The organism is Cyclobacterium sp. 1_MG-2023 (genome assembly GCF_030546805.1).
In the GTDB taxonomy this organism is placed as follows: Bacteria; Bacteroidota; Bacteroidia; order Cytophagales; family Cyclobacteriaceae; genus Cyclobacterium.
Genome location: NZ_JAUOPC010000005.1, coordinates 311,150 through 334,944 on the forward strand (window position 1 = coordinate 311,150; position 23,795 = coordinate 334,944).

Sequence of the window (23,795 nt, forward strand, 5' to 3'; positions counted from 1 at the left end):
AGAACGATTCACTTGCCCAAATATTATTTTATCGGAATTGGGAATACTTCGTTCACAGCACTTTTAATTTTGGTACCTCTAAAATTGGTTCTTGTCACTTCCTTAACAATTACCACCAAACGATCTCCAGATTGTGCTTGAGCAAGCAAATTCCTTACCGCTACATTTTGTCCTGAAATGGATACACTTTCCCTAGGCACGTCGTTTCGAACAAGCCTTACTTCACCGGCTGAAACTTCAAAGTTGGCATCTCTTGGCATTGTCCTACCAAATGTTGGTTCAGGAACTGCTCTAATCTGCAAATTTAACAAGCCATTGACAGGTGTTGAATTCTGCAGATCTATTTTTCTATCACCATTGTAAGGCATTATTGAAGGTTCCGGAACAGGTTTAATATCATAATCAACTGACCCGATTTTATTGCCTCCACTAGATACACCTATAACTACCTTTCCTGAAGCTCCCGGAATAATAGTAACATCCGAAGGTCTTGAACCTTTGACAGCTTGCCCACCTGATACAGAGAAGTTAGGTGCATAAGTATTGCCCAAAGCAGGAACCTCAATAACCAAATCATTGGCACATTCAGCATACAACTGATTCACCACTTCAGAGCTTACTTTGATCACCGGTTGGGCTACGAAATAATCATAATCTATAGTGAAAACACTATCTTCTCCACCAATAGGGACGGTAATCTCACCTTTAAGAGATCTTGCTGCCAAGCCTCTATCATCATAATTAGATGCCGGAGCTACCGGAAATTTAATTTGACCAAAGCCTTCCTCTACAGGAATTTCTCGTCCATCTGCAGTCATTTTTAACTCGGTGGATGAGGAAGAAGATGCCAAAAACATTTCAGCCTCAAAAGTAGTCCCTGCAGCCACAACATTTGAATTGGCCGCAATTCTTGCTTTCAACTTATCTGCTTCAAAGATAAAGGAGCCCAATGAATTGGTAATCGCTGTTAAGGCTTCACTTTCGATATTCAACACCTCATTTTGATGCTGGCTAATAATAGCTAAAACAGCACCAATAGGAGATTTGACATAATTTAAGTTTACATAATCCTTAAAATTTACATCAACATCATTTTTAAAAAGGTCTATCTCGTCAGCATTCTTTGCTATTCTTTCAAAGGACATATTGATATTCAATCCGGCCAATATTTGTTCAAGCTCTTCCGGAAAGTCATTCAGTTTCTCCTGCATGTCGTATCCCAGACGATTATTATTGAACAAATTACCCGGAATGTCTACATTTTTAAGCGCTGAAGATTTATAGTTGCCTTGATCATCAATGGCATTGGATTCTTCAATCAATTTCGTCTTTGCATCCTCAAGGTAACTTACCAATTCCGCACTCTTTTGACGAATTTCTTTGGCTGCTTCCACCTTAGGAATATCAACTTTGTTATTACCTTGTTGTTCTACCGTAGTAGAAATAATATTTACAGAAAACAGGTTTTTCTGAACATAATTTTTAGAAGTTCTTTCCAACCCATCGTTGATCAATACAAATTTTTGTAGGATTTGGTTACTTACTTGTAAAGCCAGCAGAGCGGTCAATACTAAGTACATCATCCCGATCATCCGCTGTCTTGGTGTTTCTTTACCACCCGCCATAAGCTATTTTACTTTATGAATATATATAAATAAAAATTTGATTGGAATTATGTGTTATTAACCTTTCATGGCTGTTAGCATACCACCATAAACATTGTTGAGGGATTTCACATTTTTGTTGAGTTTTGCCAACTCATTTTTAAATGTTTCTGTCTCTTTTCCTGCTTCTTGAATTCCTTCCATGGCTACACTTACATTAGAATAGAATTTACTGATCGTCTTGGCATGCATGTTAGAATCTTTCAATTCTTCTTCATAAACATTGTTTAAAGAAGCGAGGCTTTTGGTAACATTTACTAATTGGTCTCTGTAAGCCTTTGCTCCCTCAGATGCAGATGACATTTCAGCCAAAGCACTTGCCGTTTTGGTGTAGGACTCATTGATTTCGAGCATGGATTTAGATGCTTTTTTCACATTTTCAGCGTAATCATTTGTAGCAACCGCCGCATCCGAAAGCTTGCCTAATTTCTCTGTTGAACTAGCCAAGTTTTGCATGCCTTTTCCTAGACTTTCGATTAACTCAGGGCCTATTTTTGCTTTAGCTAACATTTCATCCAATTTCTGGGAAGTTTGATCAGTGCTTTGTACAGCAGTCCCTCCTCTTCTTACCGGGGTAGCTCCGGCGTTTTCACCTTCCAATTCAGGATATACTTTTGTCCAGTCTAATTCTTCATTTTTAGGTTCGAATGCAGAAAGAAAAAATATAAGTGCTTCGGTTGACAAACCAACACCAATCATTATTGAAGAAAAACGCCAGTCCAAAATTTTGAACATCGCACCAAGAATTACAATTGCGGCACCAATACCATAAATTTTAGGCATTATTGATCCGTAGAATTTATAAGCGAAAGTGTTGTTTTTTGTAGACATATTAAGTAAAAATAAAAATTTTAAACGGTTTGCTAGTATTTGATTTTAAGTGAGTATTAGTAATTATCGACGGCTCCTTTTGTTTGAATTTACATTCATGGAACCAGATCTTCCAATATAAGTCATCGAAGTTCTAAATCCAATATGAGCTGTCTGAACAAATTGGTATTCATAATTTCTTGAACTAGTTTCTAAAAAATACCCTACATCTTTCCATGATCCACCTCTCACTACTTTTCTGCTTTCTGTAGAATCAATATATGTAGGGTTCATATCCCAAATCAACGAATTTGCAGCAGGATAATAAGCATCTTCTACCCACTCAGCCACATTTCCTGCCATATTATAAAGTCCATATCCATTGGGTGCAAAGGCATCCACAGGAGCCGTATATGCAAAACCATCATCTATATAGTTCCCTCTTCCAGGCTTAAAGTTAGCCATTAAACAACCTCTTCTATTTTTAAGGTACGGACCACCCCAAGGATATTTTGCGATATCTTTACCTCCTTTTGAAGCGTATTCCCATTCTGCCTCTAAAGGCAAACGGAATTTAGGCATGTCAAATTCTGAGTCGTCATTGGCATTCATATGGTACGACTTCCATTCACAAAATTGCTTTGCCTGATCCCAACTTACACCTACTACAGGATAATCATCAAAAGCCGGGTGATCAAAATAATATTCCATCAGGGGATCTCCATAGTGATGTGTGAAACTTTGGGACCATATTGTGGTATCAGGCAACAGTTCTTCCAAAACAAATTCCGGAGGATTTGCTTGTGTAGTAGGAGTGCCTAATGCCAATTCACCCATTCTCACCGCATCGAGAAACTGTCTGTATTTGTTATTGGACACTTCATACTTGTCCATAAAAAACTCAGAGATAGTCACTTGTTTATTGGTAGAAGATCTGCTCACTCCTATGTCTTCATCTGCTTGCCCCATCCAGAACGTACCGGCTTTGATTGGAACCATTTCAAATGGCAGGGATTGCTGCCATCCGGATCTTTTAGGTACACCCGTTACCTCACCTCTTCTATTGAGCTTTTCACTAGCTGTACCCTTATTTCCAAAAAGGCCACAACTTTGAAGTAGTGTCATTATTAACAACCCTGATATCAGGGTCAAAAAGCTATGATTCATTTTTTTTAACATAAATGACAATAAAGTAACTACATTCATTTTCAACCATTTAAACAATCAACTAATTCGAAATTTAACAGATTTTATTAGAAAATAGCAAAGATTTCTTCAATAAAATTCTTAAAGTTAAAACCTATATCTCGGAGTCCTTTGAATAATTCTGTCAAATTGTTTCGATACCTGAGGTATATTATAGGTTAACATAAACTCATGGGATGATGGCTTTTTTGCCTGAACACCACCCACTACCAAGTCAAATGCATACCCCAATCTTAGGGAGTTGTCCTTTAACAAACTATACCCTACCAAAACTGATGCCGATTCTTCTAATCTATAAGCCATTCCTAGACTTATTTTTTTATTATATGTGCCTATAACGCTAAAGTCATACGAAAAATTATTCAAACCAACGGATTTAACCAACATACTAGGTTCAACACTAAACTGGGCAAAAGTGTTTATTTTGTAACCAGCCATCAAATAATTATGATTTTCAAGCTGATTGGCTAAACTACCACTACCAAAATCAAAAGCAGGCTCATTTAGATGCCTGCTACTTAATCCCAAATAAAAATTTCCTTGCTCGTATAATAGTCCAAAAGAAGCTTGAGGCTTCATTTGGTTTTCATCACCTGCAGATGGGATACTCGGATCAGGGTTAACGGGAGAAAATTCATCAAACCTTATTGTGCTAGAAAAAAATCCACCTGAGGCACCAACCCTTAAATTTCCCCTGCCCAACTTCAATCTATAAGCCAAAGATAGGTTAAACTCTTGGTTACTAAAAGGGCCAATTTGATCATTTACTACAACCAGCCCAAAACCCACCGGCAAGCTTTTTAACCTCCCCGAAAAGGAGATTAACTGGGTAGTAGGCGCTCCTCCTGCTCCTGAGCTCGTACTATAATTTAACCATTGACTTCTATGAAGTGCTGTTATAGAATATCCTTCTTCTCTACCTGCAAAAGCGGCATTATAAAACATGCCGTTGTTCATGTAATGCGTAAACTGCGCATCCTGCTGAGCACTGGCTTCCGGAAGTTCCAGAAAAAAAGCCATGCCGATCATCACACAAGTTAACAGGTAAATTCTTTTATTCATGCGTAAAAGATGTTTTGCTTTTCGAAATCTATTCTACACAATTAAACTGAATTTACCAGTAAAAAGATTAAAAGAAATCAGATTTTATTCGCTTTTTTTATATAAAGCTCTAAAGCACCGGTCATACTTGGGGCATTAGGTAAGGGGGCTTCTATGTCCATAATTAGGTTCATATCCTTTACCGCCTGCGCCGTGGTAGGCCCAAATGCCGCAATTCTGGTTTTCCCTTGTTCAAAATCCGGAAAATTCTGAAACAATGATTTGATACCTGAAGGGCTATAAAATGCTAAAATATCATATTTAATATCCTTAAGATCCGATAAATCTGCAGCCACAGTATGGTAGATGATGGCCTCAGTGAAATCTATATTGTTTTTGCTCAAAAATTCAGGAATATCGTCTTTCCTAATATCAGAACATGGAAATAAATATTTCTCTGATTTATGTTTCTTAAAGAAATCAAATAGATCTGCAGCAGTTCTTGTACCTACGAACAATTTTCTTTTCCGGATCACAATGTATTTCTGAAGATAATGAGCTGTTTGCTCTGAAATACAGAAATACTTCATGTCTGCAGGCATCTCAATTTTTAACTCCTGACATATTCCGAAAAAATGATCTATCGCATTCCTACTCGTGAAGATGACTGCAGTATGTTTTAAAATTTCAATCTTTTGCTTCCTGAAATCTTTTATTGAAACCGGCTGCACCTCTATAAAAGGCCTAAAGTCAATTTTGATCTTGTATTTTTCAGTTAACTGAAAATAAGGGGACCGCTTATCGGAAGGTTTAGGTTGTGAAACCAAGATGCTCCTAACTCGATTTAGTCTGTTTTTTGTTGCTTGCGTCATTTTTATTTTTTTTCCTTTATCCTAGGAGTAATTTACAAATAACCAAAAATGGGATCAATTCCGAGGTGCAAAGGTAAGAAAATAAATGATAATTATTAAATCCATTCTTTTTATACAACCATATTGCCAAGCCAATTAATCCCAAAGAATATATTAGGAAAAAAGTATAATACATATAAGAGAAATGCTCATACAAAGAAACCCAATTGTTCGCATACACCAGCACCAGCATACCTATGATGATGAAAAGTGCAAAGCCTCTAACTTTTAATAGGTAGAAAAAATGTGGGAAAGCTATTTTATTAAGGCTAAATAAGAAAGCTCCAGTTCCCAGCCAAATAAATTTAAAAAATGTGATGATGGTCAATAACAGTGAAAAGATAAGCCAAGCAAAGACTAATTTTTCAATACCACTATCGAGTCCCAGCCCAAAGAAATCGATCTCTAAACCATGTACCACCAGAATTACCAAAAGCCCTGTACTCATGTTAATCAATACCAGGTAAAACAATAACTCTGCTGAATAAATTTTTGAAAAACTTCCTGACTCCCAGATGTCTTCAATAGAAAATACACTTTTAGGGTTCCAGAAAATACCAAAAATGGAAGGGAAAAATGCCCTGAAAATGGCTATAAGAAAAAGTACGGCAATCAAGGCAATGAAGAAAAAGTCTCTGATTTCATCTTTTTTGCGTTTTTCTAAAACATTGGCTGTTTCTATTTTTTCAACTGAATTATTAAAATACCCTTTTTGCACAGAAAATTCTTCCGGAGAAATCCCGGGCTTAAATGCAATAACCTCCAATTTCCCCTCATCGTCCAGATAGGGAAGCACTGATTTATTATTGATGACCAATAAGGTATCATGCAAATAATGATCCCACAAAGCTTCATTGAAAAACAAGCTGCTACCTTCCGGTAAACGAATTTGCCATGAGGCATCCTGAAATTGATTGGCATCCACTTGTACAGCTATTGATTCATTGTGTTTGAACCAACCCTCTGACACATTTTCATGGAGAGCCGAATCATAATTCACCAAAACCTGGGCGATCGAATGGAAAGGTAAGCCAGACAATACCAATAAAAACAGTCCCTGAAACACGAATAAACGACCAAACCACCTCATTAAAAACGACCTGTAAAACCAAAATGAATTCTAGAATAATTGAAACCTAAAGGCTGACTACCGGCCTGGCCCATTGCGTACACGAATTTAAATATACCACCGCTAGTTTCCAAGTTTAATCCTCCACCAAAAGAAAAGGGCCATTCCTGTGGAGCATTTTCTACTTTATTTTCAACTTTCCCAAAGTCTGTGAACAACAAAAAATAAGAATAGGTACCAAAATAGAACCTGGGTTCTACATTGATATAGAGGTATCGATTACTGTAAAAATAATTCTCATTAAAACCCCTAATGGTCTGTAAACCTCCTAGCCGAAACAAGTCATTCAATAACAGGTTGGAATTGTCCATATCCCCGGCATTAAACCCAAGCTTTAACCCTAAATTTTGCCTCCACCTGTAATAGTAGGCAGCATTGGTTTGAATAAAATATTGCAGAGAGGTTTTCTCTATCCCTTGGTACAATTCAGGCGAAATTCCGGTATTCTCCAGCAATCGCTTATTACCTAAGCCGAAAGTGGTGGTAGATTGCCAGCCTTGCTTGGGCATTATTATATCATCTACGCTATGGATTGCAAATGTTGCCCCATAACTATTGTACCTAAAGTCGGCAATTTCTGGCAGCTTGGTGGCATTTTCATAGGCACTCACAGCCAATAAATCCCCTGCTTGTCTTTTTCCAAAAAAACTTAAATAAGCTGTAGGGCTTAATTGATAACCAATATTTAGTGAAAAAGCCCGATTTAAGAAAGTGGTGTCTTCTTTAAGCAAATTAAATGAGGCGCTTAAATCCAAATTAGTACCCAATACAAAAGGCTCTTTTGCCTCTACATTTAAATTCTGCGAATACTGACTCAATCGTTGCCAGTTGAGAGCGTAATCTCTTCCCCTGCCGGCTACATTATACAACTGCAAATCAAATTGCCCGGTCACCAACCATTTGTTGGCTTCAATCTCATTCGGCAACAGGCCAATAATGCCGTCTAAGGTATTAATTTTCCGATCATTGACAGGTAAGTAAACAGTCGCTTGCTCATTCTGAAAAGACAGCTCAGCGTTTCCCACAATACTGATATAAGGGATATTTTTAAGCGCTTTGGTGGCGTCCTCTACTTTCTTCTGGGAAAAGGGCTCACCGGGTCTTATGCCTAGTTTTTTCGCTAAATAAATCGGCTTTGTTTTAGAATTCCCGGTAATTTTTATTGTGTCAAAGCTTATAAATGGCCCTTTGTCCATACCAATTATCGCCGATATCCCATTTTCATTTTGCTGTATACTGTCAAGTTTTACAGCCATAAATGGGTAACCATTGTTTTGACCTATTTCTAGCAAATCGTGCATCAGCTTTTGCCAATCCTCAAAACTAAAAGGCCTGCCTCCTGTCAAATGAAAAGGGGAATTAAGCTCCCTTAATAACCAAGGCTCTAAGTTTCCATTACCCAATGCCAACCATCGGGTCTGTACACCTATCTCTATGGATAGCTGAATATCGCCTCCTTCCTTCAAGTCTATGTTGGCTTTCGGATAAAAGTATCCTTCTCGTTGCAAAGAATCCACTATAGCCCCTGTATAGCTAAGCATTTGCACACTATCAACAAAGGATTGGTTCATTTGCTTGATCTCCTTCCCTTCTCGAAGGAGATTTATATTAAGCCTATAGGCTGTATCTTGGGCCATTCCCTTGAAAAAAGCAAATGAGCAAACAGCAAAAAAAATATAGAAGGTACGTTTTACCAAACACCCCTCACCTTCATCTGGAGGGTATATACCGCTTCAGAAGCAGTGATAAATAGCGTTTTTCTATCACCTGCCCCAAAACAAACATTAGCTGTCCATTTTTCATCAACCGGTATATGCCCAATTTTATCCCCCTTGCTATTAAATATAGTGACTCCATCACCTGTAAGGTAAACATTGCCTCTATTGTCAATGGTCATCCCGTCTGAGCCCATCTCAACAAATACTTGTCTATTGGTCAGGTAACCATCCTCCTCAATGTCATACACATAGGTTTTTTTCGCGCCTATATCTGCAACATACAACTTTTTACCATCATAGGTTCCCACAATCCCATTTGGCTTGACAAGGTTTTCATCCACTCTAAAAAACTGTAGCCCATCTTTACCTAAGTAATACAAGTGATTGCCTCCTTGCTGAGATGCCGGATCTCTATCCCAATACTTCCTCTCGTACAGAGGGTCGGTAATATAAATCCCTCCCTTAGGGTTGGGGTTAATCCACAAATCGTTAGGACCATTTAATTTTTTTCCTTTGAAATTCTCGATCAAGACTTTGGTATTTCCTTCTTTGTCAAAAGACCAAAGCTGATTATCCATATCAGCACATGCCAGCAGTTCTCCTTCTCTATTGAAGTACATGCCATTGGCTCTCCCAGACTCATCAGTAAATTCAAGTATTTCTCCGGTACCGAATTTCCATTGGTAAATTTTATTATTAGGTTGGTCCGTAAAAAACACATTCCCTTCACGATCTACTGCAGGTCCCTCTGTAAATCCGAACCCATCAGCCACTTTAACTAATTCAACATTTTTTCCAACCAGACTTTTTTTAACATCCATCTGTGCGGAAACCTGGCTTGACAAAACAAAAGTAATTAAGCAAATCAACGGAAATATTCGATTCATATTCATTAAAGGTAATGGTTAGGGTTCTTTTTTTCTGAGCGTTACAAAAATAAGGCAATTATCACCAAAAACTAAAACCAAAGCCCATTTATCTTTACCTTTGCTACAGAGTTCTAAGTGAATAATCAGCAAAAGCAATCCGTTTTTGAACCCGAATTACAAAACAAAAATTACAACAACACGCTTCCATTTATTAAAAAGCGCATTTTAAGCCTCAAGGCCAAGCATTGCTCTACAATGTGTACCGGACTGCAAAGGCAATCATTACTTATTATCTAACCCTGTTTTATGTCGGGCATATACATTCATATCCCTTTTTGTTTGCAAGCATGTACCTATTGTGATTTCCACTTTAGCACCAATCGGTCAAATCAAAGCGAAATGGTAGACATGATTTGTTTGGAGTTGACCCAAAGAAAAAATTACCTAAACAACAAAGGACCTATTGAAACCATTTACTTTGGAGGAGGAACGCCATCCATTTTGTCTATCCCTCAATTGAAAAAAATTTGGGACACCATTTTAGACAATTTTGATTGTAAGATTCAGGAAGCTACCCTAGAAGCGAATCCTGACGATTTGGATGAGCACAGTTTAACTGAAATGCTTGCATTGGGAATTGACAGGTTAAGCATAGGCATACAGAGCTTTCATGATTCGGTCTTACAATTTTACAACAGGTCCCATAATGCCAAAGAATCCCTGGAAATCATTAAAAAAGCAAGACGGGCCGGTTTCAAAACTCTCTCCATGGATCTCATTTACGGTTTCCCGTCCAAAGACCATGGCCTTTGGGAAAAGGATTTGGCTACTACTCTGGAACAGGAACCTGACCACATCAGTAGTTACTGTCTCACAGTGGAACCTAAAACCGCCCTTGGAGTATGGGAAAAGAAAGGGGAGTTTAAGGAGGCTTCTGAAGACTTTCAGGCGGAACAATTCGAAATCTTACAAAAAACCCTAAATCAGGCGGGTTATATTCAATATGAAATTTCAAATTTTGCCAAAGAGAATGCTTTTTCTCTACACAATAGCAATTACTGGAAAGGCACACCTTACCTAGGGCTAGGTCCGGGAGCCCATTCTTATGATGGTGAGCATAGAGGACATAACCTTAGTCATAATGGGAAATACATCAAACTTCTCAAAAATGGTGAATCCCCCTTTCAAGAAGACTTTCTATCTCCTGAAGACAGGATCAACGAATATATCCTCACTTCTCTGCGTACCATGTGGGGCATCAATGCGCTCTGGTTAAAAAATCACCTTAATTATGAGCTCTTTATTAAAAAAGCTAAGGAGATCAAAACTTTCCAAGAACAGGGGGTGCTACAAATTAAAGGAGAATGCATTACCCTTACAGATAAAGGAAAACTTCTAGCAGATTACATTGCTTCAAAATTATTTATTTAACCTATTCCCACTATCTTTATTTTATGAAAAGATATTCACCTGATTCAACCAGAAGAAGAAGCACTACCCCACTGAAAGAAGTGTTTGAAGAACTGTTGGATGCCTACCGACTTAAGGATAAATTTTCAGAAAAAACAGTGATTCAGGAATGGGGCCAATTGATGGGTAAAACCGTAGCCTCTCGAACACAGAGCTTATCGGTAAAGCAAAAAATCCTCTATGTGAAGATCACCTCCGGTCCTTTGAAAAAAGAAATGATGATGAATAAATCAAAGGTTCTGACCTTAATCGAAGACAAATATGGCAAAGGTGTCATCAAAGACTTGGTCATTTTATAGGTTATTAAATACGCTTTTCACATGGACTTAAAAAGCCAAAAAAAGCTGATTCACAAATCAAACAGGATTTGCAAATCAGCTAAATCATCAATTACCAGGCCTTCGGGTTTCTCCTAAAAAATAGGCTGGATTAATTAAATATTATCTAAGGTATTCACCATCAACCTTTCTTAGTATTTGTAGTGGGTTTTCGTCTTTTAGTTCCTCAAGCAGCAATACTTCCGGCGTGTCTTGGTAAGCAATTGGCCTTGCAAAACGCTTGATGGCAAAACTTCCTACGGAGGTACTTCTGCTATCTGTGGTGGAAGGATAAGGTCCACCATGCTGCATGGCATGTCCCACCTCTACCCCGGTTGGCACCCCTTTGAATAACAAGCGACCGCACCGTTCTTCCAATAAATTGAGAAAAGTTTTATTTCCTGAAAGCTCAGTGGAAGTTCCCCATACGGTACATGTAAGCTGACCTTTTAATTGTACAGCTACTTCCTCTAACTCTGCTATTGAATCATAAACAACCATTATGGCAAATGGACCAAAAACCTCCTCCTGAAAGGCTTCTTCATTTAACCAATCACTCGCCTTAACTTTTGCAAGGGAAGGATTCCCTATAAGCAACTGATTGGCTTCTGTTGTTAGTAGCCATTCAAGTTTTTCTGAAATAGCGAGGTTTTTTAATGCCTCATGATAAGTCTTACAGATCCCTTCATGAAGCATCGGTGCTCCGGCAACTGTCTTTAACTGACTTATTACTTGGCTTGAAAAAGCTGCTTCATGTGATTTTGGTACAAATATTAGCCCCGGGTTGGTGCAAAATTGTCCGACCCCTAACACCAAAGAGTTGGCGTAAGCAGTCGCTGCTGATTCAAGGTTTTCACTTAAATAAGCCTCCAGCACAAATATAGGGTTCACGCTGCCCATCTCGGCATACACAGGAATGGGGATTTCTCTTTTGTTACAGGTATCAAAAAGTGCTTTACCACCTTTGAATGATCCGGTAAAAGCAACAGCTTTGGCCAAGGGATGAGCCGCCAATTCCTGTCCTGTATCAATTCCTCCTTCTATATGTTGAAAAGTTCCTTCAGGCATTTGGCAAATACCAACAGCAGTTTGAATGGCTTTGGCAACCATCCTTGACGTTTCCGGATGAGCCGGATGTGCCTTGTACAATACAGGGCAACCGGAGGCCAAGGCTGAGATGGTATCTCCACCGGCTGTGGAAAAAGCCAATGGAAAATTACTCGCCCCAAATACCACTACGGGGCCTAAAGGCCTAAGCATCCTACGAATATCCGGTTTTGGTACCGGTTTCCGTTCAGAATCTTCATGATCAATGACCGCCTCAACCCAACTCCCTTCTTTGACCAAGCCGGCAAATAACCTGATTTGCCCTACTGTCCTTCCAAGTTCTCCGGTAATCCGGCCTTCAGGAAGATTTGATTCTTTTGCAGCCATTGGGATAAGCTCTTCTTTCAAAAGCTCAATTTGATTGGCTATTTCTTCTAAAAATGTGGTCCTATCTCGGTTACTCTGTTGCTTTAATATCAAAAAAGCTTGCTGAGCCTCTTGAAAACTATTGGCGATCTTACTCATATGTTATTTTCTATTTTTTTTCTCTTTTAAAGACCTATACAAAGGATCTTACAAAATTTTACAGTTAGTGAAGTTAACAGTTATTAGTTATACAAGCAACTTATTCAAATACTAGGCTAAACCTGAGAAATGAACTCATAATTTTATATTTATTAGTGCTGCTTTGAATAATCGATCACCTCATCCCATACTCGGAAGATGTTTTTGTAGCAAATTTTCTCTATATCCTCCTTAGTGTAACCTCTTTTTAATAGCTCAGCAATTAAATTGGGATACATGGACACATCTTTGAGTCCTGTGGGTAAGGTGTCCCCCACCCCATCAAAATCTGACCCGAAGCCTATATGATCAATCCCCACAATATCCCGCACATGATCTATGTGATCAGCTACTTGGCTAACAGATGGATAAGCATCATTTTCATTGTTATATTTTTCAATATATGCCATTGCCACAAGGTCATCCTTTTCATAATTGTTTTCTTTCAGCCAGTGCGCTATATGCTCTCTTACTTTTCTATTGTTGTCCCCAAATGCACCATCGATGAAGTCACCTCCAAAATTTATCATTATGATTCCGCCATTCTGACCCAATTTGGAAATCATTTGATCATCCATATTTCTTTCAAACCCGGGTGTAAAATGACGTGCAGATGAATGGGAAGCAATCACAGGCACTTTTGAAGTTTCTATCACATCATAGAATGTATCATCAGAAACATGAGAAATATCAACCATTATCCCTAATTGGTTCATTTTCTTGACCACCTCCACACCAAAAGTGCTTAACCCACCATGGGTATAGGTTGTGTCATAAGAAGAGTCCCCTATCAAATTATCCTTTCCATGTGTCAGGGTAATGTAACGGATACCCTGATCATAAAAGTACTCGAGGTTTTGAAGTTCTCCTTCAAGTGGAGCTCCATTTTCCATACCTAGGGGAAGGGATATCTTTCCGGCCTCAAAATTACTGCGGATGTCTGCCGGGCTATAGGCCATTGAAAATTTTTCAGGCCAGTTTTCTGCTATTTTCTTAGTCATAAGAATAAGTGAGTCAGCCAATATTTTGGCTTCTCCACTACCTTGATACTTGGTGGAAATATAAATTGACATAAAAGGGGCATCTAGTCCACCCGCCTTGGATCGGGGATAATCAAAATCTCCCGATTTGGTATTTCTCGATACGTTCAAAATGTCTCCATCCGGCTTATAACCTTGGTGATGCATTCTATATGGTAAATCTACATGTCCATCAACAATGATGGTATTCCGTACCATCTCTCTGGCGACTTGTCCCCTTTCTTCATCAGAAAGCTGTTGATAATCTATTAATGAAGTATTGGAAGACGTACAGGATACAGTCATAACCAATAGCACATAAAACAAACAAGAAATCAAGGTTTTCATAGAATGATGAATAAAGGTTAATAGCATAATTTTTGCTCTAGATTAGCTAAAGGTAAGAATCAAAGATCTTTTTACTAAATACAAAAACGTTCATTTTTTAATGAACATTAAGTTTTCACCAAAAAATTATCGAAATTTGAAGTTCAACCAAAAACCACAACAATGAAACCAGTTAACAAATCTTTAATCTACAGTTTAGTTTTAAGTATACTCATCTTTTCGAGCTGTGGCTCTAAAAGCACGAGTACTGAAAATACAGAGACAAGTCAAGAAGAAGTGGTAGAACAAGAAGTTACAGCCTCTTTGGAAAAGGTTTGGGAAACCTCTACGGATCTTACCACCAATGAATCTGCCCACTATGAAGAAAGTGATGGTATGATATATGTGGCCAATATAGAAGGAGGACCTGCTGAAAAAGATGGTGTAGGTTCAATATCTAAGTTGAATACCAATGGAGAAATTATTGAAAGGAATTGGGTCAGTGGCTTAAATGCACCTAAAGGAATGACTGTAATGGGCAAATACCTTTATGTAACTGATGTTGACAGGCTATTAGAAATAGAGTTGGCCACAGGTAAAATCAACAAGTCTTATGAAGTGGACAATGCAGTATTCTTAAACGATGCAGACACAGACGGTGAGCGAGTTTATTTTACCGATATGAAAGCCAACAAGATCTTGTATTTGGAAAATGGTGAAATAAAAACATTTGCAGAAAACCAGCCTAATATTAATGGATTACGTATAGGAAATGGCAACACGCTTTACGGTCTTGATGCAGATGGGTTCAAAAAGTACAAGAGTGATGGAAGTTTTGAGATCCTCAATAATACGGTTACCGGTGGTGACGGTTTAATTGTTTTGGATGAAAACACATTCATTGCTAGTAAATGGGGTGGTGAGATTTACCTTATCAAAGATGGTGAGGCGGTAAAACTTCTCGATACCACTGCAGAGGAATCCAATACAGCAGACATAGGCTATATCCCTGCAGACAATTTAGTCATTGTCCCAACCTTTTTTAAGGATAAAGTTGTTGCTTATAAGCTTTCTTACTAATGATTGAACAATTGTTTTTGATGAAAGTGAATGAATATTCCGGTGCATTCGTTATATTATAGAATGATATTTCAGATTTAAACCCATAAAAAGGTTATGGTTTGCCGGTATTGTTAGTTAAATTGTAGAAAGGTGTTAATATTTGGGGAAATACCAATAAATTGGCATCATAATGCGAAAGCCTAATTTATGAAGAAGTCAGATAATATTAATTACGAACTTGAAAAAAATGCAGAAGTCATCAGCCAACTGAATGACTTTGTGATGGAGACTGTTGGGACCACCCTTATGGACCCGGATGATTGTTGGCAGCCAACTGATTTTCTTCCGGATATGACACAACCTGACGCTTTAGATCAGGTGAAAATACTAAGGGAGAGAGCTGCTGTTATTCCTGACACTATCATCACTTCTTTAATTGGTAATATGATTACGGAAGAAGCCCTGCCGAGTTATCAAACGTATTTCAATATGTTAGAAGGGGTGAATGAAGAAGGATCTCTTACCAGTGACAAAGGTTGGGTTCAGTGGACCAAAGCCTGGACAGCGGAAGAAAACCGACATGGAGACCTGTTAAATAAATACTTATACCTATCAGGTAGAGCTGACATGAGACAGGTAGAACAAACCATACATCGGTTGATTTACAATGGCTTTGACCCAAGGTCTGAAAAAGATCCTTATCAAGCGATTGTTTACACCTCCTTCCAGGAAAGAGCAACCAAGATCTCCCATGTTAATACAGGAAAACTTGCTGACAAAGCAGGAGATCATGTATTAGGAAAAATATGTAAACAAATTGCAGGTGATGAAGCTCGACATGAAAAAGCTTACAAAAGTTTCATGTCCGAGATAATGAAAATCGACCCTAATGGAGCCATTCTTGCCTTTGAAAAAATGATGCGGAAACAAATTGTTATGCCCGCAGTATTGATGGCCAAAGGTCACAACAACCCTTCTTTGTTTGATCAATTTTCTGCAATAACCCAGAAAGTTGGAATATACACAGGTTGGGATTATGCTAGGATAATTGACCATTTGGTAAAACTATGGGATATTGAAACAGCCACCGGACTCAACGATGTGGCCGCCAAGGCGCAAGAATATTTATCCGGATTGTCTTCCAGATACATGAGACTGGCAGATCGGATGAAAACACCTGACGAAATCAGTCTGGCGTGGATAAGTAAATAAAAGGGCTAAAAAAATATTTAAAAAATGCCCTTTTAAAGAATTAAGTAAAACGGAAGCTTAAAAAGTTGCTTAATCACCCATGACAAAGATACTCAATGCGCAAACGTCAAAAAATACCCCAAATGGGGTATTTTTTTTGCATTTTCACCTAAAAAACCATTTTCAATTACCTTATAAATTAATGCTAAACAATAATTAAACTTAATGGGCCTCACTGAATAGGGCTTTATGGAATTACTCTGTAGGTTTTTTCTTCATAGCCAATACGGCCATCATTAGCAATAGCCTCAATAACCAGTACATGTTCTCCAATCACATCTCCATTAAAAAATTCGACTGATGTACTACCCTCATCATCAACAGTAAGGTTAGCGTCCCAATGCACGAGCGACCGGAAATCAGGCCTTCGGTTCGTTAAGGAATCAGTACTGCTGTATTTTGGGGAGTAAAATTCTTTTACTGGAGAAATCACCTGCATTGAAGTATCAAGTGTTCCCGGCGCCGGTTTTTCTGATCCCAATATCCCAACTCCATCCTTGGTATATACGGAGATAATATGCCCCATATAAGGCGCATCTAAAGGATTGGTTTCAGGGAAAACCCTTAAGTATTGCTTTTTAAAAAATTTAGCGTGCTTTATTAATTCAACCTGCTCAACAATCCCCGGAGGCATATATGGTACCAATTCATATTGATCTTTTTCAAGCAATTCCCCATCTATTGCCAATAAGGTGGGTTCGTCTTTTCCTCCGATTATATGTGCCAACATAAACCCGTCAGGAAACTGTTCAACCCATACTTGATCTGAATAATTGAACATTAAAATACTATATAGACCATAAGACCATTTTTCTTCTTTTTCTCGAAGGATGGCTCCGGGAATAATTACATCCGGAAGCCCAAAACTTTTATGAGCTGCTTCCATTTCCGGAGACAAGAGATAATCTTCCACAACTACCTCCTCTAAATCGTTGAAACCATTAAGCATATCAAATCTTTGCTCAGCTTGAACCCTCTTTTTCCCTAACCGAACAACCTGATTAATCGAATGTTCCTCTTCTTTAGATAAGGAATAATTCTTTAAAAAAATTTTTGGCGTTTTAGCTGAATCTAAAGAGAAGGAGAAATTTCTATTCCTACCATTCTTCCCCATGGCTTTAAGCAATATTCTTATTCGCTTCCCATAAGCATCATCCATTTGAAAAAAGAAATTTCCAAGACTATCCGCGGTTTGGGAATATATGGTTGTTTCATTTCCAAAAGTGGCCAATGTCAAGTCCACATTGGAAGCTCCGTTTTTTTTACCTAATAGCGGTGGCATTACTACTCCCTTTAGACTTAGCCCTTGCTCCGGAATAAGGGCCACATTTTTTTTCCGTTGAACAGGGTATTTATAACTGCGCCATCCCTGGGTCAACATAAGCGCATCAAGGTCCTCAAGCCTATCTGAATTTTCTTCATTAAAATAATAACCTGGGTTTTCAATTTCCCCTTTTAATTCGGAACTCAGCAAAAAATAGGACAGAATATTCTCCGACTTTAACTTCCCAGCCTCACCATTAAAAACCATAATGGAAATATTGCTAGCCTCAGCAGCGGAATTATTTCCCGATATTTTAATATTTACATTGGTTGGTTCCCGCTGTTTGTAACTTTCTTGATCAAAATTCGAACTGACAATGAGTTTCTGTTCATGGTTGACATTATAAAACAAGCGTTCAACTATTGGTTGCCGATCGTGGTTTTCTACCTTAAAAGCAATAATACCCTCCGGCAACTGATGATCGGGTAAGCTTACTACAAGCTGTTTATTTTTCAATTTCCCGGCAATCAAGAAGTAATCTACCCCCCTACAACTAGCCTTTATGTACACACTATCTGTTAAGGAATTGGAGGTAAGTGCTAAACGAATTTTTTTATTATTTTTAAAGACGTTCAAAACTGCACCCTGAGCCATCACCCTTGGTAAAGAATATACCGCAAATGGTTCTTTAGCATTAGGTAGAAACACCTTAGCTTGGTACATGCTGAGACTATCCGCTTGAAGAAAAAAAACACCCATTCCGAGTGCATTGCTTTTAAAGTTAGTGACTTTTTTACCTTGCCTATCCACTACTACTCCTTCTACTTTAATTCCTTTCCCGTCCGGCCCAATTGCCTTCACGGCCACCCTACTACTGAGCCCATGAACCAATTGCCCACTTTCAGGAAAGAACTGCAGGTCTGGCAACTGATCATTTAAGAAAACCGTAGTGCTGTACTGTAGATTTTCGCCAATATCCATTGAGACAGAAACCCGAGATTGTTTTTTTGTAAGATCATAGTTTAAAGGATAATCCCCGTCTTTGTTCTTCTTCACAGAAATGGTATCTTGACCTTTGCCCCAATCCAGATAAACCTTGATCCTCCTGTCAGGGTTTTCTTCAGTCTCTTTAAACTTTAATAGTCCCTTTAATTTTAAAAACCCATTGTCTTCCGCAATTGTGAGATTATCTTCAGGATGCTTATTAGGATTCCCATTCACCGAAACCATGTTAACGTAGGAACTAAACATGAAATTTTCAGAAAAATTTGCATTCCATTTCGTATAAGCACGAATCAAATAACGACCAGCAGGGTAACTGTCTCCCAGCTCTAGGGCACCTTCCCCAATACCCTGTTTCAATTTCACCAACTTATGCAAAAGTATTTCTCCATTCATCCCTATTAAATCAACATACAGCAAACCACTAAGGCCTGATGGAACATTGCTTTTAGCATCTAAAACGATGGCTTTGAACCAAATGGGTTGGCCGGAAGCAAATACTTTTGACGAAAGCTGTAAATATATTTTTTCAGGGTTAGGTACTTTAGGAGGCTGTTCCTCCTGAGAATAAACAGCACAGTGGAGTGAAAGAAAAAAAACGAATAAAATTAATCCTATATGCTTATTAATAAACAGGCTAATGGGGCTTCCGGAAAAGCCTAAAGACCTATTTAACGAATTAAAAAATGAGGTTGTGGCCAAAACTTTACCTGTTTTTGAGTTATCGATTCCCTAGTATAAAGCATAACTGGTACACTATAAGTTATAATGTTAAAAATCTACTCAAATTAACTCGGTTTTCAAAATTCTATAAAAAAGAAGGAATCAACATTATTCCCTTAAGCGTTTAAACTTTCCTGTTAGACAATTCCCCTACATCAATTCGCTTCTTGATCATTCCCTGCCAAGGCTACTTTCAATTCAAAATAGGAATACTTTTCCCCAAAATGATCCTTCAGCTTTTTTAAGCCTTGACCGTCTAGTTTTTTGGCAGCTCCCCGTATATCTTCACAACTTTTTTCATCCAAAAAAGTGGCTTTTTTAATTTTATCTTCTTCAATTAACTGAACGATATGGCCTTCAATGGTGGTTTTGGCAAGGGATCTAAATTGTGCAATTTGAAAAATTGTCTTTCCTTGCTGGTACAACTCGAATGTCTCTTGCACAGATCCTGATGGGGCTCTTTTTAACTTTCGCTTGGGTGCCCCGACACTTTGGCCGGGTTTTATATCATGCTCATCAATGTGGGCATTGATCTCTTTGAGAAAGGTCTTCCCATATTTCTCTAATTTTAACTGTCCTATTCCTCCAATTCTAATTAATTCTTTTTCACTTCTTGGGTAACGCTGAGACATCTCAACTAGAGTTGCGTCAGAAAAAACAATGTAGGGAGGCACATTCTGTTGATCTGCCAAAACTTTGCGTACGTTTTTTAGTCTTTCAAACAAAGCTTCATCTTTTTTATTGCTTGGCTCTCGGAGGTTAAATACTTCCTCTTCCATGGCCAAGAGAAATTTTTCCTTGCGCTTCAATTTTTCCCAAGCCAAGTCACTGAGCTTTAAAATAGGCCTTTGAGGATCTTCTTGCAAAAGGTATCCCTCTGCAATTAACTGAAAACCTAATCTTTTCCAGAAATCATCACTTCTATCTTTTCCGATTCCATAAACGGATAATTCTTTTTGAGCGTTGGTGACTTTAGCAGATTGAGACCCTCTTAATACCAAAATAACATGACCCAACCCAAACTGTTGCCCCAAACGGACCACTGCAGAAAGTAGCATCTGAGAAAAAATAGTCATATCTGACTTATTATTTTTTTGAAAACAAACATCACAATTGCCACAATCCTGAGAATATTTTTCACCAAAATATCCAAGCAAATACTTTCTCCTACAGGATTTCGTTTGGCAAAACGCAACCATGGTGTCCATTTTTGCTTTCATGTGCCGGACATACTCCTCATTATCGGCACTTTCTATCATTCTCTTTAGGGTGATACTGTCTCCCAGACTATAAAACAGCAAGGCCTCTCCAGGTAGACCATCTCTACCTGCACGCCCGGTTTCTTGATAGTAGCTTTCAATATTTTGTGGCATATTGGTGTGCACTACAAAACGGACATTGGACTTGTCAATCCCCATCCCAAAAGCGATTGTAGCGACAATTATCTTCACCTCATCCTTAATAAATTTCTCCTGATTTTCTTGTCTATTTTCTTTACTGAGACCGGCATGGTAGGGCAAAGCAGAAAAACCATTGGCATTGAGCTTGGCTGCAGTGTTTTCCACAGATTTTCTGGAAAGACAATAGACTATTCCCGAATCATTGGGCCGGTGCTGTAGAAAATCTACCAATTTACCAAAACCATCAGATCTTAAGGTCACCCTGTAAGTAATGTTTGGCCTATCAAAAGACGAGATAAACCACTCCGGTTTGTTCAGGTGAAGTCTGGCTGCAATATCTTTACGGGTTTGCTTATCTGCCGTAGCCGTTAATGCCAAAAATGGGGTATCCGGAAAAGCCTTTCTCAAGGCACCCAATTTTAAATATTCCGGTCTAAAATCATGGCCCCATTGGGAAACACAATGCGCTTCATCAACAGCTACCAGAGAAAGGTTCATTTCTTTGAGGGCATTTACTAAGGGGTGGGTACCGGAAAACAATCGTTCAGGAGCAACATACAGTAACTTGATTCCTCCTTTCATGACCTGATCAGAAACATACCTTTGCTCACTAATATCCATGGTAGAGTTTAAAAATGCAGCCGGAATACCTATTTCATTCAGTGCGTCTACTTGATCCTTCATCAGGGCAATGAGTGGTGAAATAACCAAGGTAAGCCCTGGCAACACCATGGCAGGGACTTGATAGCAAACCGATTTACCCGCTCCGGTAGGCATTAATGCTATACAGTCTTTTTTCTCTATTACTTGGCGAATGACAGACTCCTGTTGCCCCCTAAATGAATCATATCCATAAAATTTTTTAAGTACATCTATTGGTTGCATGATGGAGGAATTTGCGCAAGTTGTAAAGAGAAAGATAAATTTAATACAATTAGGCGTCCTTTTCAACTTCCTCTCCATGCATTCAATGACAAGCCTTCATGCACTTTACAATGTTTTATTTATAATGCTTTAGGACTCATGTCAATAGACCTCACTACCTAAGACTTAGCTACAATTAAACAAGCCTAACATTTCATCAGCTTGAACATGAAACTTTAATCTCCAAATTATACTGATCCACCATTTATATACAAAAGGGAGCCTCCTGATTTAGAAAGCTCCCTTTGACTGATAAAAAATATAAATACAACCTAACAAAAATCGGGTGACAAACTATATCTTCATTATCTTCATTCGGTAAGCTTCTCCTTCATAAATCACTTCTAATACACCCATCCCTTTGCTTGCATTGTTTACTACTGTCAATAACCATTGATCTAACTCCATTCCCACTTCACCTTCAAAACTGGCAACTGAAGAGGTTTGTAAAAACCTTACATTTACAGGACCTGAAATTTTACCTGAAGCCAATTTAATATTCAAAGAAGACCCATCAGTAGGGTTGGGATAAGCTGTCAATAAGATAGGTTCTTCACCGGCTTCTTCACCTGAGGCTTTTATTGAAACTACATCACTAATCATTTGATTTCCATCAAAATCAATTTGTCTGATTCTATAATAGACCAAACCGGATATCTCACTTAATTCAGGATCTTCAAAAGTATATTTACTTATTGAGTTGGTCCATCCGGAACCGTTAATAGCAGCGATTTTTTCAAAATTCCCAATACCATTGATGGAACGTTCTACCTCAAAATGGCTATTCCCATCTTCTGAGGTGGTTTCCCACACCAATTTTGAAATATTGTTATTCGTCACTACTACATCAAAAGACTTCCAAACCACAGGTAGTGCAAAACAACCCATTCCGTAAAAGGAATTTCCACTTAAATTCACATGACTTGTATTTTCTTTAGTAGAGTTAGGGTAATCGCAAATAAACATGGCTCCATCATCTTTAGCCACCACTGTTGCTCCATTGGTAGCTGTAAATGTACTTCCCAACATTAGTTCACTGCTATTGTTTAGGTAAATCCTACCATTTGTCATGATGACCTCTTCATGGACAGTTCCCCTAGCATTGTCATTTAACTCAATATCAGCTCCCCCGCTAGTAAAATATTTCGATTCAAAAGAAAATTCTGCGTTGTCCTTCAAGGTCATGGATCCCCCTTGCCCCATTTCCACATCTCCTACCAACCTAATATTTGCATTGTCTTCTAAATTAATCGATCCACTACTCCCTGTTGAAGAAGTACCTCCTACCATTAACGTACTACTATTGAACATATTCAATTCTCCATTTCCGATCAGCATATTTCCTGAGACCGAAACCTCACCTGAAAAATCTTTAGAGCCAATGTTGATTTCGCCACCGGATGAATAATTAAGTTCATCCGTTTGAAATTGACCAAACACATTTAATGTACTTTTACTTCTGACATGCGTTTCTTCATTGACCACCAACATGGCCCCTTCTTCAATGGTAATTACCGGTTTATTGTCTCCTATTTCAAAATTGTTAATGGTCAATTTTGCATTATTTGGAACTATAATTTCAACCCCTCTATCAATATCAAATGTTCCATTAACTACCAATTCAGCTCCTTCAGCAAGGATAATTTCGGGTTCTGAGCCTCCCCCATTGATGGTAACATTATCTTCGAAAATTAATTTTCCGTTGGGACCAATTTCTAGGCTGGTAAAAACACCACTTCCAAAACCTGAAATATTGCCGCTATAGGTAACTTCATGATTGATCACAACGGTTACTTTACAACCCCAGCTCTTGGACACCGGAGGTTGCCCATCACTCACATTACTCCATTTTGAGCAGTTTGAAGAACTTTCCCAAGTATTATCTGCTTTCCATTCTCCATCTTTCACACTAACAAAGTCCTGTGAATAGGTATTTCCTGTCACCAAACCAAAAACGACGGTAAGGATAAATAAAGAAACTGTTTTAAGAAGCTGAGTAGAATTAAAAAAAACTTTCATAGCTGTTTGTTTTTATAACAGTATAAAAGTACTCAGGACTATTACCATTTAGTGACTT

Annotated in this window: 17 protein-coding genes; 4 read left to right on the forward strand and 13 right to left on the reverse strand. The window is 38.3% G+C overall.

Annotated elements, in window-relative coordinates; translation table 11 throughout:
- Positions 1-23 precede the first annotated feature (23 nt).
- From gldM to Q4534_RS10080, 8 genes are all read right to left on the reverse strand, one after another.
- Complete coding sequence (gldM, locus tag Q4534_RS10045; protein WP_303613037.1) at positions 24-1,625, reverse strand: gliding motility protein GldM; 1,602 nt, start codon at positions 1,623-1,625, stop codon at positions 24-26.
- A 57-nt stretch (positions 1,626-1,682) separates the two neighbouring features.
- Entirely contained in the window at positions 1,683-2,495 is an 813-nt protein-coding gene (gene gldL, locus Q4534_RS10050) for a gliding motility protein GldL (RefSeq protein ID WP_303613038.1), read from the reverse strand.
- Between the two features lie 63 nt (positions 2,496-2,558).
- Positions 2,559-3,653 (reverse strand): gliding motility lipoprotein GldK, encoded by a 1,095-nt coding sequence (gene gldK, locus Q4534_RS10055; protein ID WP_303613154.1) that lies wholly within the window; start codon positions 3,651-3,653, stop codon positions 2,559-2,561.
- A 114-nt stretch (positions 3,654-3,767) separates the two neighbouring features.
- The gene (locus Q4534_RS10060; protein WP_303613039.1) at positions 3,768-4,742 is read right to left on the reverse strand and encodes a type IX secretion system membrane protein PorP/SprF; all 975 of its coding nucleotides are present in this window, start codon (positions 4,740-4,742) and stop codon (positions 3,768-3,770) included.
- 77 nt (positions 4,743-4,819) lie between these two features.
- The gene (locus Q4534_RS10065; protein ID WP_014019220.1) at positions 4,820-5,593 is read right to left on the reverse strand and encodes a uroporphyrinogen-III synthase; all 774 of its coding nucleotides are present in this window, start codon (positions 5,591-5,593) and stop codon (positions 4,820-4,822) included.
- A 16-nt stretch (positions 5,594-5,609) separates the two neighbouring features.
- Positions 5,610-6,722, reverse strand: a complete 1,113-nt coding sequence (locus Q4534_RS10070) for a DUF4271 domain-containing protein (RefSeq protein WP_303613040.1) — start codon at positions 6,720-6,722, stop codon at positions 5,610-5,612.
- Positions 6,722-8,398: a POTRA domain-containing protein gene (locus Q4534_RS10075; RefSeq protein WP_303613041.1), complete on the reverse strand. Its 1,677-nt coding sequence runs from the start codon at positions 8,396-8,398 to the stop codon at positions 6,722-6,724. Before Q4534_RS10075 ends, Q4534_RS10070 begins: the two co-directional genes overlap by 1 nt.
- Positions 8,399-8,451: 53 nt before the next feature.
- Positions 8,452-9,366 (reverse strand): SMP-30/gluconolactonase/LRE family protein, encoded by a 915-nt coding sequence (locus tag Q4534_RS10080; protein ID WP_303613042.1) that lies wholly within the window; start codon positions 9,364-9,366, stop codon positions 8,452-8,454.
- Positions 9,367-9,654: 288 nt separating this feature from the next.
- Between Q4534_RS10080 and hemW the strand changes: the two genes are divergently transcribed.
- Together hemW and Q4534_RS10090 are read left to right on the forward strand one after the other, a co-directional pair.
- Positions 9,655-10,779, forward strand: a complete 1,125-nt coding sequence (hemW, locus tag Q4534_RS10085; protein WP_303613043.1) for a radical SAM family heme chaperone HemW — start codon at positions 9,655-9,657, stop codon at positions 10,777-10,779.
- Positions 10,780-10,802: 23 nt separating this feature from the next.
- Positions 10,803-11,117: a DUF721 domain-containing protein gene (locus Q4534_RS10090; protein ID WP_303613044.1), complete on the forward strand. Its 315-nt coding sequence runs from the start codon at positions 10,803-10,805 to the stop codon at positions 11,115-11,117.
- A 141-nt stretch (positions 11,118-11,258) separates the two neighbouring features.
- On the opposite strand, the gene Q4534_RS10095 is transcribed toward Q4534_RS10090, so the two are convergent.
- Positions 11,259-12,707 (reverse strand): aldehyde dehydrogenase (NADP(+)), encoded by a 1,449-nt coding sequence (locus Q4534_RS10095; RefSeq protein WP_303613045.1) that lies wholly within the window; start codon positions 12,705-12,707, stop codon positions 11,259-11,261.
- Positions 12,708-12,859: 152 nt separating this feature from the next.
- Positions 12,860-14,113: a dipeptidase gene (locus Q4534_RS10100; protein WP_303613046.1), complete on the reverse strand. Its 1,254-nt coding sequence runs from the start codon at positions 14,111-14,113 to the stop codon at positions 12,860-12,862.
- 162 nt (positions 14,114-14,275) lie between these two features.
- Between Q4534_RS10100 and Q4534_RS10105 the strand changes: the two genes are divergently transcribed.
- Both Q4534_RS10105 and Q4534_RS10110 read left to right on the forward strand, forming a co-directional pair.
- Positions 14,276-15,172, forward strand: a complete 897-nt coding sequence (locus Q4534_RS10105) for a YncE family protein (protein WP_303613047.1) — start codon at positions 14,276-14,278, stop codon at positions 15,170-15,172.
- Positions 15,173-15,361: 189 nt separating this feature from the next.
- Positions 15,362-16,366 carry an acyl-ACP desaturase gene (locus Q4534_RS10110; protein WP_303613048.1) on the forward strand — a complete coding sequence of 335 codons (1,005 nt, stop codon included), beginning with the start codon at positions 15,362-15,364 and terminating at the stop codon, positions 16,364-16,366.
- A 226-nt stretch (positions 16,367-16,592) separates the two neighbouring features.
- On the opposite strand, the gene Q4534_RS10115 is transcribed toward Q4534_RS10110, so the two are convergent.
- From Q4534_RS10115 to Q4534_RS10125, 3 genes are all read right to left on the reverse strand, one after another.
- Positions 16,593-19,373, reverse strand: a complete 2,781-nt coding sequence (locus Q4534_RS10115) for a hypothetical protein (protein WP_303613049.1) — start codon at positions 19,371-19,373, stop codon at positions 16,593-16,595.
- 176 nt (positions 19,374-19,549) lie between these two features.
- The gene (gene recQ, locus Q4534_RS10120) at positions 19,550-21,679 is read right to left on the reverse strand and encodes a DNA helicase RecQ (protein ID WP_303613050.1); all 2,130 of its coding nucleotides are present in this window, start codon (positions 21,677-21,679) and stop codon (positions 19,550-19,552) included.
- 333 nt (positions 21,680-22,012) lie between these two features.
- Complete coding sequence (locus Q4534_RS10125; RefSeq protein WP_303613051.1) at positions 22,013-23,737, reverse strand: hypothetical protein; 1,725 nt, start codon at positions 23,735-23,737, stop codon at positions 22,013-22,015.
- Positions 23,738-23,795: the final 58 nt, after the last annotated feature.

Excerpts from the sequence above, each read along its gene's own strand:
- Q4534_RS10080 (WP_303613042.1), bottom strand. The coding sequence starts at position 9,366 with ATGAATCGAATATTTCCGTTGATTTGCTTAATTACTTTTGTTTTGTCA.
- gldM (WP_303613037.1), bottom strand. The coding sequence starts at position 1,625 with ATGGCGGGTGGTAAAGAAACACCAAGACAGCGGATGATCGGGATGATG.
- Q4534_RS10105 (WP_303613047.1), top strand. The coding sequence starts at position 14,276 with ATGAAACCAGTTAACAAATCTTTAATCTACAGTTTAGTTTTAAGTATA.
- Q4534_RS10095 (WP_303613045.1), bottom strand. The coding sequence starts at position 12,707 with ATGAGTAAGATCGCCAATAGTTTTCAAGAGGCTCAGCAAGCTTTTTTG.
- recQ (WP_303613050.1), bottom strand. The coding sequence starts at position 21,679 with ATGCAACCAATAGATGTACTTAAAAAATTTTATGGATATGATTCATTT.
- gldL (WP_303613038.1), bottom strand. The coding sequence starts at position 2,495 with ATGTCTACAAAAAACAACACTTTCGCTTATAAATTCTACGGATCAATA.
- Q4534_RS10060 (WP_303613039.1), bottom strand. The coding sequence starts at position 4,742 with ATGAATAAAAGAATTTACCTGTTAACTTGTGTGATGATCGGCATGGCT.
- Q4534_RS10110 (WP_303613048.1), top strand. The coding sequence starts at position 15,362 with ATGAAGAAGTCAGATAATATTAATTACGAACTTGAAAAAAATGCAGAA.
- Q4534_RS10100 (WP_303613046.1), bottom strand. The coding sequence starts at position 14,113 with ATGAAAACCTTGATTTCTTGTTTGTTTTATGTGCTATTGGTTATGACT.
- Q4534_RS10075 (WP_303613041.1), bottom strand. The coding sequence starts at position 8,398 with ATGGCCCAAGATACAGCCTATAGGCTTAATATAAATCTCCTTCGAGAA.
- hemW (WP_303613043.1), top strand. The coding sequence starts at position 9,655 with ATGTCGGGCATATACATTCATATCCCTTTTTGTTTGCAAGCATGTACC.
- Q4534_RS10090 (WP_303613044.1), top strand. The coding sequence starts at position 10,803 with ATGAAAAGATATTCACCTGATTCAACCAGAAGAAGAAGCACTACCCCA.
- Q4534_RS10065 (WP_014019220.1), bottom strand. The coding sequence starts at position 5,593 with ATGACGCAAGCAACAAAAAACAGACTAAATCGAGTTAGGAGCATCTTG.
- Q4534_RS10070 (WP_303613040.1), bottom strand. The coding sequence starts at position 6,722 with ATGAGGTGGTTTGGTCGTTTATTCGTGTTTCAGGGACTGTTTTTATTG.
- gldK (WP_303613154.1), bottom strand. The coding sequence starts at position 3,653 with ATGTTAAAAAAAATGAATCATAGCTTTTTGACCCTGATATCAGGGTTG.
- Q4534_RS10125 (WP_303613051.1), bottom strand. The coding sequence starts at position 23,737 with ATGAAAGTTTTTTTTAATTCTACTCAGCTTCTTAAAACAGTTTCTTTA.